Raw genomic sequence first — 11,160 nt, forward strand, 5'->3', positions numbered from 1 at the left:
GATAGGCGTATGAGAGTTCGCCTGGAAGACGTCGCGGCCGCCGCCGAGGTGTCGGTCACCACGGTGTCGCGCGTGCTCTCCGGACGCGGTCCCGTGGCCGCTCCGACCCGGGACCGGGTGCTCCGCGCACTCGACCGGGTGGGCTACACCCGCTCGACCCTGCTGCACAGCAGCGTGGCCCGGCTCGTCGTCGTGGGCGCCCCGGAATCGCCTGAGCACTGGCAGCTCGAGGTGTGCCGGGGCGTGTCCGATCGCCTCCAGGCGGAGGGCGTGCTCACCGCCTCGGCGTTCCTCCAGCCCGACCTCGCCGACGTCCGCGCCGGCGCCGAGGCCGGTGCCGCCACCGTCGTCACCCCGACCTTCACCGCCCTCGACGTCGACGTCCCGGTGGTGCGCTTCGCCGAGGCGACGGTGAAGTCCCCGGCCTCCGCGCCGGCGGGCGGTCCGCGGGTGGGCGGGGAGTGGATCGCTGCCCGCATCGACCTCACCGGCGGCCTCACGCTCGCCTTCGAGCACCTCACCGCGCTCGGGCACCGGCGGATCGGGCTCGTGTGCAACGAGGCCGGGGCGCTCGCCGAGCAGCTGCAGGAGCGGTTCCTCGCCGAGCACCCTGCGCGCGGTCTGACGTCCCGGCTCGACGGCTGGATCGCCGCCGTCCCCAAGTCGTACTCCGGCGGCATCGAGGCCGCGGTGCGGCTGCGCGACGCCACCTGCACCGCGGTCATCGTGCAGAGCGCCCTGCAGCTCTACGGCGTGTTCGCCGCGATGCGCCAGCGGCGGCTCGTCGTGCCCCGCGACCTGTCGGTGGTGGGCTTCGGCGACTCCTCGACCATGCGCTACACCGCCCCGCCGGCGACGGTGCTCGGGCTCGACAGCCCGGGCATGATCCGGGCGCTCGCCGCCGGGGTGCGCACCGTGCTCGACCTCCCCGGGGAGCGCATGCGCTCCGTGCCCCCGAACTTCCGGCCCGTGCTCCTCGCCCGCGCCTCGACCGCGGCGGCCCGCTCGTGATGCGCACGGACGTCTCGCTGGCCCGCATCGCGGAGGTGTCCGGCCGCTCGGAGTCGACGGTGTCCCGGGTGCTGCGTCGGGCGCCCGGGGTGTCGGCCGAGGCGCGCCGCGCCGTCGAGGTGGCGCTGCGCACCCTCGGGGTGAGCGGTGCGGAGGCCGCACCGAGCGACCGCGGGATCATCGCCGTGGTCCAGGCCGTCGTGCTCGGCGCCGACGTCGACGCCTTCGAGTCCCTGTTCCTCGAGATGGTGCGCCGGATCTACCGCGTGGGCCGGGTGGCGCTGCGCGTGACCACCGGGCCCGAGCTCGAATCCTCGGCGACCCGGCTGCAGGAGTTCGGGATCGTCGGCGCTGTGGTGCTCGGCGGGCAGTCGGCCGGGCCCGAGGCGAAGCGGCTCGCGGCGCTCAACATCCCGGTCATGCGCGTGTCGAACGCCCGCCACGAGGGGACGGGCCAGATCGTCCTCGACGCCACCCAGGGGATCGACACCGCCGTGCGGCACCTCGTGCACCTGGGGCACCGGCGGATCGGCATCGCGGTGCCGGAGGACTCCGCGGCGGCGAGCCGGGTGGCCGCCTACCGGAGGTCGATGGCCGATCTGCTCCACATCCCCGCCACCCGCGACCAGGCGCCGGTGGCGCAGGCCGGCCCGGGGATCCTCGCCGGCTCCCAGGCGGCCGAGCGCCTGCTCCAGGCGAACTGCTCGGCGGTCATCAGCTGCTCGCCGGCGATCACCTTCGGCGTCCTCGAGTCCGCGCGGCGTGCCGGGCTCGACGTGCCGCGGGACCTGTCGCTGCTCACCGTGGGGGAGATGCCCGACGCCGATGTCGTCCACCCGCCCCTGTCCCAGGTGACCTTCGACTGGCCGCAGCTCGCGCAGACGGCGATCGGCGAGCTCGAGCGGCTCATCGCGGGATCGCGCACCCTGCCGGACTACTCGGTGACCCCGGAGCTCGTGCTCCGCTCCTCCGAGATGCCCGTCCGCACGCGGTAGCGCGGCGGGCGCGCCGGGATCGTGGCCGGCGGGCTCAGCCGCCCACGTGGGCTGCCCGCTCGCGGGACAGCCGGGTGAGGAAGGCCGCGACGTCGTCGGTCGACCCGAGCCGGGCCTGCGCCCGGGTGTCCGCGGTGCCCACCCGGATGCTCAGTCCCGGGAACCCGGAGTCCTGCCGGTCGGCGAGGTGGGCGAAGGCGTCCTCGTCGGTGGTGTCGTCCCCGATGTAGAGGGCGGCCGTGGCCTGCGCACGCTCGATCATCGTGTCGAGGCCGTCGCCCTTCGTATGCATCCGGACCCCGAACTCGACCATGTCGTGGCCGGTCAGCGACCGCAGCTCGGGGTGTGCGGAGGCGAATCGGCGCAGCTCTGCGGTGAAGAACTCCGCGCGCTCCGGCGAGCATCCGCGCGTGTGGAAGGTGGCGCCGAGCGGCTTGCGCTCGATCCGCAGCTCCCCGTAACCGGTGGCCGGGGTCGCTTCGGTGATCCGCTCGAACTCCGCGTCGAGGCGCTCGAGGAGCGCGCGCTCGCCGGCATCCGGGGCCGCGGAGTAGCGGAAGGGGTCGTTCGGGTCGGGCGAACCCGCCGAGGTGGTGGCCGGGGCACCGGCCGGCCCGCCTGCCGCGAGTCCGGTGAAGTCCTGCTCCACGCCGTGGGAGCCGACGAACAGCGCGCGCGCTGGAGCCCGGCTCAGGTCCTTGAGCGCGGCGACGTCGCGTCCGGAGATGTAGCCGACCGCGGTGCCGGGGAGCGCGGCGAGCGCCTCGACCGCGGTGGCGGACTCCGCGACCGGCGTCGAGGTCGAGGGGTCGTCCTGGAGCGGGGCGATGACCCCGTCGAAATCGAGGGCGACGAGCAGCCGCGCGGCCGTGGTGAGAGCGGTGATGTCGATCGCCTCGGGTGCCTGCAGGGGTGGGCTGAGCGCGGTCACGGCGCGGGCTCCCGCGGCGCGGCGGGCGTGTCTCCCGGCTCGGGGCTCTCGGTGGGTTCGGTGGGCTCGGGCGGCTCCTTCGCCTCGGCGGCCTCCCAGCGGCGCAGGTCCTTGTCGTCGTCGAGCGCCTCGAGGGTGTCGAGGAAGGAGCGCGACCAGGACTGCACGTCGTCGCGGATGAGGCGCCGGCGCAGGGCGCGCATCCGGCGGCGGCGCTCGGCGGGCTCCATCTCGATGGCGCGCAGGATGTTCGCCTTGAGACCGTCGATGTCATGCGGGTTGACGAGCACCGCCTGGTTCATGTGGTCGGCGGCGCCGGCGAACTCGGAGAGCACGAGCACGCCGTCCTCACCGGTGCGGCACGCGACGTACTCCTTGGCGACGAGGTTCATGCCGTCGCGCAGCGCGGTGACGAGGAGGATGTCGGCGGCGAGGTAGAGCGCCGTCATCTCCTCGCGCGGGTAGGAGTGGTGGAAGTAGTGGATCGCGGTGGTGCCGAGGTCGGAGTGCTCGCCGTTGATCCGGCCCGCGGCGAGCTCGACGTCGGTGCGGATCTGCTGGTACTGCTCGATCCGCTCGCGGCTCGGGGTGGCGATCTGCACGAGCGTGACCTGCTCGGGGTCGATCGAGCCGTCGGCGAGCAGCTCCCCGTAGGCCTTGAGGCGGTGGCTGATGCCCTTGGTGTAGTCGAGGCGGTCGACCCCGAGGATGAGCGTCTCCGGGTCGCCGAGGTCGGAGCGGATCTCCTGCGCCCGTGCGATGGTCTCCGGGTCCCGGGCGGCCGCGTCGAGGGTCGGGGTGTCGACGGAGATCGGGAAGGCGCGTGCCTCGGCGATGTGGGCGCCGGTGCCGGACTCCGGGTTCTCCGGGACGCGGATATGGCTCGACTTCGTGGCGAAGCCGGCGTGGACGCGGGCGGCGCGGCGGAAGTTCGCGGCGTCCGCCGGGCGCTGGAAGCCGATGAGGTCCGCGCCGAGCAGGCCGTTGAGGATCTGTGAGCGCCACGGCAGCTGGGCGAAGAGCTCGGCGGGCGGGAACGGGATGTGGTTGAAGAAGCCGATCGACACGTCGGGGCGCAGCGCGCGCACGAGCGCCGGGACGAGCTGCAGCTGGTAGTCGTGGACCCATACGGTGGCGCCGGCCGCGGCGGTCTTCGCGGCGGCCTCGGCGAACCGGGTGTTGACGCGCAGGTAGCTCTCCCACCAGGTGCGGTGGAACTCCGGGGCGACGATGACGTCGTGGTAGAGCGGCCACAGCGTGGCGTTGGAGAAGCCTTCGTAGTAGCTGACGACTTCATCAGAGCTCAGGGTCAGCGGGACGAGGTGCATGCCGTCGATGTCGAAGGGCTCGATGTCCTCGTCCGGGATCCCGGCCCAGCCGATCCAGGCGCCGTCGTTGGCCTGCATGACCGGGGCGAGCGCGGTGACCAGACCTCCAGGTGAGGTGGTCCAGGACGGCTCCGGGCCGGAGTCGTCGCGGTCGACGGGCAGGCGGTTGGCGACGACGACGAAGTCCGCGCCGTCGGGCGGGGGAGGGAGGGGAGAGGTACGGGTGTCGTGATCTGCGGATGTGCGTGTCACAGTGCTCCTCGGGTCGAACCTCGGTCACGTGCGATTCTACTCTCTCGCGTAATGTGGATGAGGTGGCTTTGGAAGAACTGGGCGGCTACCGCCTGCTCGAGCAGCTGGGCTCCGGCGGCATGGGCGTCGTGCATCTCGCGGTGGACGGGGAGAACAACCCCGTCGCCGTCAAGGTCCTCCACTCCCACATCGCCAACGACGAGACCTCCCGCAAGCGCCTGGCGCGCGAGGTGCGCACGCTGCGCCGGATCAAGCACCCGCGGATCGCCGAGGTGCTCGACGCCGAGCTCGAGTCCGAGCAGCCCTTCATCGTCACCGAGTTCGTCGACGGGATGACGCTGTCGGAGGACGTCAAGGAGAACGGGCCCTTCGCCGAGGACGAGCTCGTGCACTTCGGCCATGCGCTCCTCGACGCCCTCAACGCCGTGCACGAGGCCGGGGTCATCCACCGCGACCTCAAGCCGGCGAACATCATGATCATGGACGGCGAGCCGATGGTCATCGACTTCGGCATCGCGCAGGCCGCCGACGAGGTCAAGGTCACCGCGACCGGCCTCGTCATGGGCACCCCGGGTTACCTGAGCCCGGAGATCGCCGACGGCAAGGCCTCGAGCGAGAAGACCGACTGGTGGGGCTGGGCGGCGTCGATGGCGTTCGCCGCGACCGGCCGCAACCCCTACGGCTCCGGCCCGCTCGAGGCGGTGCTCGGCCGGGTGGCGATGGGCCGGGCGAACCTCGAGGGCGCCCCGGCGCTGTTCGTCCCGCTGCTGCGCGCCTGCCTCGACCCCAAGCCCGAGCGTCGGCCCTCGGGCACGATGATCCTCGACGCGCTCGTCGACATCGAGTCCGGACGCATGCCGACCCTCGGCGGTCCGGTGCGCCAGGGGTCGTCGACCGGCGGAGCCGGTGCCGCCGCCGCGGGTGCTGCGGCCGGGGCGGCCGCCGCGGGCGGCTCCCATGCCGCGACCGGTCCCGGCGGCACCTCGGTCATGCCCGCGGTGCCCGGTCCCACGGGCTACCCGGGCGCACCCGGAGACGCCCCCGGACGAGGCTTCCCCGGACACCAGCCCGCCGCCCACGGGGTGCCCCGGCAGTCGAACCCCGCGCACCCCGGGCACTCCGCCCTCCATCCGTACGCCGCGCAGCACCGCGACGGTCGGCCCATGCAGCCCGGGCACCCGCAGTCGGGGATGCCCCCGCAGCAGGTGCAGCCCGGCGGGCCGCGTCCTTACGGCCCGCTCGGCATCGACGGCCGCCCCCAGCAGCATCAGCAGGGCCCTGCGCCCGGCGGGCAGATGCAGGCGCCCGGGCCGCATCCGGGCATGCAGGGCCGGCTCATGCCGCCCGGCCCGCCCCTGCCGCCGCGCCTCGGCGGGGCCTGGGCCGTGCTCGCCCTCAACCTGCTGGCGATCGCGCTCACCCCGCTGGGACCGTTCATCATGATGATCGCGATGTACCTGTGGCAGGTCATCGCACGCACCGCCGGGTCGATGGCCCGGACCCGCAACTGGCGGCAGTTCGAGCGCGGGCCAGGCTCGGTGAGCCTGTGGTCCTCGGTCGGGTCGATGCCCGGTGCGCTCCTCGGCGCGGTCTTCACCTCGCTCTTCTGCATGATCCTGCCGCTCATCGCCGCCGGGGCGATCGCAGTGCTCATGCGCCTCGACGTGCTCGGCATCGTGCCGCGCGGGTTCTCCGAGTCCGCCGCGCTCTGGGCGGCCGCACTCACCAGCGCGGTGGTGCTGTGGCTCGGCCCGGGCTCCTCGAACCTCCGGCACGGCTCGCGGGTCGTGCTCAGCCCGGTGACCCGCACCTCGACTGGGGAGTGGGTCGCGGTCGCGATCTTCGCCGTCCTCGCAGTGCTCGCCGTCATCACCGTGCTCACCGGTGCCGCGGTCACGTGGTGGCCGTCCCCGGCCAACCCCTTCGGGCTCATCCCCGAACCGCAGTTCCCGTAGGCGCTTGCCCGGCGACCCGGGCTCTCCCGGTGACCCGGGCTCCCCGTCGACCCGGGCGGCCCGCCGGTCAACCTGCGTGCTTCATGAATGGGCCGTGGTGACCGGCGTCGTATCATGGCAGGGCGCCTCGGGCGCGGATCGAATCCACCATCAGCGAGACCCACGTGAGGAAACATGGCGAAGAACTCCTCGTCCGCAGCCGACCGGCGGCAGGCCGCGCGCGAAAAGGCGCGTCAGATCGCAGAGGCGCAGGCCAAGCGGGAGAAGACCGCGCGGACCGTCCTCTACACCGGTGTCGGTGTGGTCGTGGTCGCGGTGATCGCGGTCATCGCGTTCCTCATCTACCAGGCCGCGCAGCCGACGCCCGGCCCCAAGAACTACTCCGCCGGCTCGATCACCCTGGCGAGCGACGGCGAGTCGGTGCAGGCCTACGGCGCCAAGGGCGCCTCCGGCGATGACGCCCCGGCCGACGCGCCCGCGTTCACCGAGTCCGGCCTGCCCGACACCGCACCCGTGGTCACCGTCTTCATGGACTTCCAGTGCCCGGGCTGCGCCGGCTTCGAGCAGGCGAACGGACAGACCCTCGACAAGCTCGTCGAGGAGGGCACCATCGCCGTCGAGTACCAGCCGGTCGCGATCCTCGACGCTCAGTCGCAGGGCAACGAGTACTCGACCCGCGCGGCGAACCTCATGGCCTGCGTGGCCGACAGCGGCCAGGCCGGCACCTACATGGACCTCACGAAGATCCTCTTCGAGAACCAGCCCGGCGAGGGTCAGACCGGGATGACCGACGAGCAGCTCCTCGGGTTCGCCGAGGAGGCCGGCGTGGATCTTGCGGCGGCGACCACCCTCGAGGACGGCGCGACCGTCCAGCAGTGCGTGGAGAACGTGAGCTTCGACAAGTTCGTCGAGAACACCACGCAGGACGCGCTGAGCAACGGTCTGCAGGGCACCCCGCGCGTCCTCGTCAACGGCGAGGACACCGACTCCTGGCAGGACCCGCAGGGCTTCGCCACCGAGCTCCTCACCGCCGCCGGCGAGATCGGCTGAGCGACCCGGGCATCGGGTCCGGACATTTTGTCCGGTCCGATCCTCATGGAATACACTGCAACCGTCGTCCGGCCGGTGCGCTCGCGCGCCCGGACCGCGGACGGCCCGCCTCCTTAGCTCAGTTGGTAGAGCACCGCTCTTGTAAAGCGAAGGTCGTCAGTTCGAGTCTGACAGGGGGCTCACTTCTTCCCCGGCGCCACCGCCGTGGTGCTGTCGACGCGGTCGGTAGTGCCGCCGTGGCCGGTGGTGTCCCGTTCGGTCGTCCTGAACCGGTCCCGGTACTCCGAGGGCGTGGTCCGCAGGTGCCGGGCGAACACCCGCCGCAGCGTCTCGTCGCTGCCGAATCCGCTGCGCTGCGCCGCCCGCGTGACACTCGCTCCCTCGAGCAGCAGGCGCTGCGCCTGTTCGAGCCGCACGCTCTCCACCCACCGCGTCGGGGGCATCCCGATCTCCCGGTCGAACAGTCGGCTCAGGTGCCGCGGGCTCACCGCGGCGCGCGCCGCCAGGGCCGGTGCGGTGTGGTCGCCGGCCGGATCCGCGCGCACCGCCTCGATGACGGGTCGGAGCACCGGGTCGGGTGATGCCGGCATCGGTGCGGCGGCGAACTGCGACTGCCCGCCGGGCCGCTGGAGGAACACCACGAGCTCGCGCGCAGTGCTGCGCGCGGCCTCGGCGCCCAGGTCGTCCTCGATGAGAGCGAGGCTGAGGTCGATGCCGGCGGTGATCCCGGCGGAGGTGAGGAACCGGCCGTCGCGCAGCTGGATGACGTCCGGGTCGACGTCGATCGCCGGGTAGCGGCGGGCCAGAGCCGAGGCGTGGCGCCAGTGCGTCGTCGCGCGCCGCCCATCGAGCAGACCGAGCTCGGCGAGCACGAACGCCCCGGTGCACACCGAGGCGACGCGGCGCGCGGGGCCGGCGAGCGCCTCGACCGCGGTGAGGAGATCCGGGTCGACGGCCGGGCCGGCGAGGTGCTCGGCACCGGCGACGACGAGCGTGTCGACCGCCCCCGCGGCCCGGGCAGGGATGGTGTCGGCTATCGCCATCCCGGAGGAGGTGGCGACGGTGCCGCCGTGCGGGGAGAGGAAGTCGACGGCGTAGGAGCCGCCGGAGCGGCCGGCCAGGTGGAGCGCCTCGGCGGGACCGCTGGCATCGAGCATGGTGACCCCGTCGAACACGACGATGCCGACCCGCACGGGTGAGGGTGCGGGGTTCGGGGGCGCAGGGGAGTCCGCAGTGGTGGGGTGCGCACTCACGAGCATGTCCGAATCAGCGGGGTTTCAGTCCGGAAAGACATGGCTCCACCCTAATGCCTCCGACCAGACTGGAGTCAGCACGACTCCAGCAGCGCGGCCCGGGGAGGCTCCTGGACCGCCACGACGAGAGGAAGAGCAGACATGACCGAGACCATCGCCGGAATCCGGATCCCCGACAGCACCCTGGCCCAGGAGGCCACCGCGCTCGTCCGCGACGTCGAGAACGACCTCGTGTACGACCACTCGCGCCGCGTGTTCCTCTTCGGCTCGTTGCGCGGACAGCGCGACGGGCTCGACTACGACCCCGAGCTCCTCTACGTCGGCGCGATGTTCCATGACCTCGGGCTGACCGAGAAGTACCGGACCACCGACCAGCGCTTCGAGATCGACGCGGCGAACGAGGCGCGCCGGTTCCTCACCGCACACGGCATCGCCGAGGAGCTCGCGGACCGCGTATGGAGCGCGATCGCCCTGCACACCACCCCGGAGATCCCGCTCCACATGGCCCCGGAGGTCGCGCTCGTCACCCGCGGCGTCGAGCTCGACGTGCTCGGCATCGACTACGACGCGGTGACGGACGAGCAGCGCGCCGCCGTCGTCGAGGCCCACCCGCGCCCCGACTTCAAGAACCGGATCCTGGCGGCCTTCACCGAGGGTCTCAAGGACCGGCCGGAGACGACCTTCGGCAACGTCAAGGCCGATGTGCTCCAGCACTTCCTCCCCGGCTTCGAGCGCACGGACTTCGTCGAGGTCATCAAGGCCTCGAAGTGGGCGGAGTGATCCGCTGACCGGTTCGCGTGTGCGAACAGCGCGTGTGCGAACGGGCGAGGCCTCGGGATCATGATGATCCCGGGGCCTCGTGCGTGTGGTGCCTCGTGAGAGTGATGGAGGCTCGGCGCCTCAGTCGCGGGTGAGGGTGCCGATCTCCTCGTGGTCGCCGTTCATCACCGTCATGGTCTCGCCGTCGATCTCGAGGTGCCGCGCCTCGCGTAGCCAGGTGTCGACGCCCATACAGGCCTTGAGAGTGGTGGCGAAGCGGGTGAGGGTGACGGTGGAGCCGTCCTGCTCGTACGTCGTCCCGATGCCGTTGCAGCCGTCGCTGCCCCCGACCTTGCCGTCCTCGGTGAAGTTCAGGTGCGGCTCACCCTTCTCGTCGGAGGACCAGCGTCCCACTACGGATTCCACGTCGTCTCCGTTCGTCGATGACACGGTGCCGCCGCACCCGGTGAGGAGCAGCGTGGATGCCAGGGCCAGGACTGCGAGGGGATGGTGCGATCGGCGTCTCATGCCCCGAGTCTACTGACCGCGACTCCGGGCCGACAGGGAAGTCCCTGGGCGCGGCGTGGGAGAGCGGGGGACGCACCGCCTGGGCCGGGATGCCGGGTCGACCCGCGACGATGCAGCGACTCCGGGAATACTGGGCACATGGAGTTCCCTCGATTCTGGTTCAAGGCCACCGGCGCCGTCGCGCTCGACCGGCCCCGCGCACTCGAGGCCTGGGGGTGGTCGTCGACCTCCGAGGCCGAGGCGCGCACCGTCGCCGAGGGCCGCCTGCGCCGCGCCGTCGCGGCGGCCGAATCCGCCGGCCGGATGCCCGAGCACGGGGAGTACTACCCCCGCGTCCCGCTCCGGGAGCCGGTCCTCGCCCTCGTGTCGGAGGCACGCACCGGCGTGGAGGCGGTCATCACCCGCAACCGCTACGGTGCCGAGGTGCTCAACACCGACCGGCTCTTCATCGCCGACATCGACGTGCCCGGCTGGGAGGAGGTCCCCGAGGAGACGGCGCGGCAGGCGCCGACCGGGACCTCGGCCGGAGTGGGCGCCGGAGGTCCCCGCCGTGGTCTGCTCGGCAGACTCTTCGCCGAGCCGGAACCGGCACGGCCCGGGATCACCGAGGGCGCGGCAGTGGAGTACATCCGCGGATTCGCCGCCCGTCGCCCGGAGTACGGGGTGCGGATCTACCGCACGCGGGCCGGGCTGCGGGTCATCCTCACCGGAGTTCGGAAGACCGCGGACACGGAGGCTGCCCAGGGGCTGCTCACCGAGCTCGGGGCCGATCCGCGGTACAGCGCGCTCGCCCGCGGTCACGCGAGCTATCGCGCCCGGCTCACCCCGAAGCCCTGGCGGGCCGGTTGGCACGCGCTCCCGGTTTCGGGCCGAGGTCGGTTCTGGGAGGGCGGCGAGGACGATCCCACGTGGCTCGCGGCGTACCGGGAGCGCACCGCGCAGTTCGCGGTGTGCCGGCTGCTCGAGGTGATCGGGCACGGAGGCAGTGCGACCGAAGGCGAGGTCATCGCCTTCCACGACTCCGCGACGCGGGTCGGGAGCCCCGATCCGCTCGCCTGAGCGGATCGCGGTTGTTGCGCGACCGTCGTCTTCCTGTGA

Annotated in this window: 10 protein-coding genes and 1 tRNA gene; 7 read left to right on the top strand and 4 right to left on the bottom strand. The window is 72.6% G+C overall.

From position 1 onward, the window contains the following. Positions 1-9: 9 nt before the first annotated feature. Together FDF13_RS06065 and FDF13_RS06070 are read left to right on the top strand one after the other, a co-directional pair. Entirely contained in the window at positions 10-1,011 is a 1,002-nt protein-coding gene (locus tag FDF13_RS06065) for a LacI family DNA-binding transcriptional regulator (protein WP_137318885.1), read from the top strand. Then, positions 1,011-2,006 (top strand): LacI family DNA-binding transcriptional regulator, encoded by a 996-nt coding sequence (locus FDF13_RS06070; RefSeq protein ID WP_137320391.1) that lies wholly within the window; start codon positions 1,011-1,013, stop codon positions 2,004-2,006. The genes FDF13_RS06065 and FDF13_RS06070 overlap by 1 nt, the downstream gene beginning before the upstream one ends. Before the next feature lie 34 nt (positions 2,007-2,040). On the opposite strand, the gene FDF13_RS06075 is transcribed toward FDF13_RS06070, so the two are convergent. Together FDF13_RS06075 and FDF13_RS06080 are read right to left on the bottom strand one after the other, a co-directional pair. After that, complete coding sequence (locus FDF13_RS06075) at positions 2,041-2,937, bottom strand: trehalose-phosphatase (protein ID WP_175406881.1); 897 nt, start codon at positions 2,935-2,937, stop codon at positions 2,041-2,043. After that, positions 2,934-4,427, bottom strand: a complete 1,494-nt coding sequence (locus FDF13_RS06080) for a trehalose-6-phosphate synthase (RefSeq protein ID WP_254668960.1) — start codon at positions 4,425-4,427, stop codon at positions 2,934-2,936. Before FDF13_RS06080 ends, FDF13_RS06075 begins: the two co-directional genes overlap by 4 nt. 152 nt (positions 4,428-4,579) lie before the next feature. On the opposite strand from FDF13_RS06080, the gene FDF13_RS06085 reads away from it, so the two are divergent. The 3 genes from FDF13_RS06085 (at position 4,580) to FDF13_RS06095 (ending at position 7,702) form a co-directional block, all read left to right on the top strand. Then, complete coding sequence (locus FDF13_RS06085) at positions 4,580-6,472, top strand: serine/threonine-protein kinase (protein WP_254668930.1); 1,893 nt, start codon at positions 4,580-4,582, stop codon at positions 6,470-6,472. Between the two features lie 174 nt (positions 6,473-6,646). Next, positions 6,647-7,522 (top strand): thioredoxin domain-containing protein, encoded by an 876-nt coding sequence (locus FDF13_RS06090; protein ID WP_137318889.1) that lies wholly within the window; start codon positions 6,647-6,649, stop codon positions 7,520-7,522. A gap of 107 nt (positions 7,523-7,629) precedes the next feature. Next, a tRNA-Thr gene (locus tag FDF13_RS06095) sits at positions 7,630-7,702 on the top strand. Here the strand turns inward: FDF13_RS06095 and FDF13_RS06100 are convergent. Then, entirely contained in the window at positions 7,702-8,775 is a 1,074-nt protein-coding gene (locus FDF13_RS06100; RefSeq protein ID WP_254668931.1) for a GlxA family transcriptional regulator, read from the bottom strand. The genes FDF13_RS06095 and FDF13_RS06100 overlap by 1 nt on opposite strands. 141 nt (positions 8,776-8,916) lie before the next feature. On the opposite strand from FDF13_RS06100, the gene FDF13_RS06105 reads away from it, so the two are divergent. Beyond that, positions 8,917-9,555 (top strand): HD domain-containing protein, encoded by a 639-nt coding sequence (locus FDF13_RS06105; protein WP_137318891.1) that lies wholly within the window; start codon positions 8,917-8,919, stop codon positions 9,553-9,555. Between the two features lie 120 nt (positions 9,556-9,675). Here FDF13_RS06105 and FDF13_RS06110 read toward each other — a convergent pair whose 3' ends face one another. Next, positions 9,676-10,062, bottom strand: coding sequence for an META domain-containing protein (locus tag FDF13_RS06110; RefSeq protein WP_137318892.1), 387 nt, complete (start codon positions 10,060-10,062; stop codon positions 9,676-9,678). 138 nt (positions 10,063-10,200) lie between these two features. On the opposite strand from FDF13_RS06110, the gene FDF13_RS06115 reads away from it, so the two are divergent. Continuing rightward, positions 10,201-11,121: a hypothetical protein gene (locus FDF13_RS06115; protein WP_137318893.1), complete on the top strand. Its 921-nt coding sequence runs from the start codon at positions 10,201-10,203 to the stop codon at positions 11,119-11,121. Positions 11,122-11,160: the final 39 nt, after the last annotated feature.

The organism is Brevibacterium sp. CS2 (assembly GCF_005280295.1).
Taxonomy (GTDB): domain Bacteria; phylum Actinomycetota; class Actinomycetes; order Actinomycetales; family Brevibacteriaceae; genus Brevibacterium; species Brevibacterium pityocampae.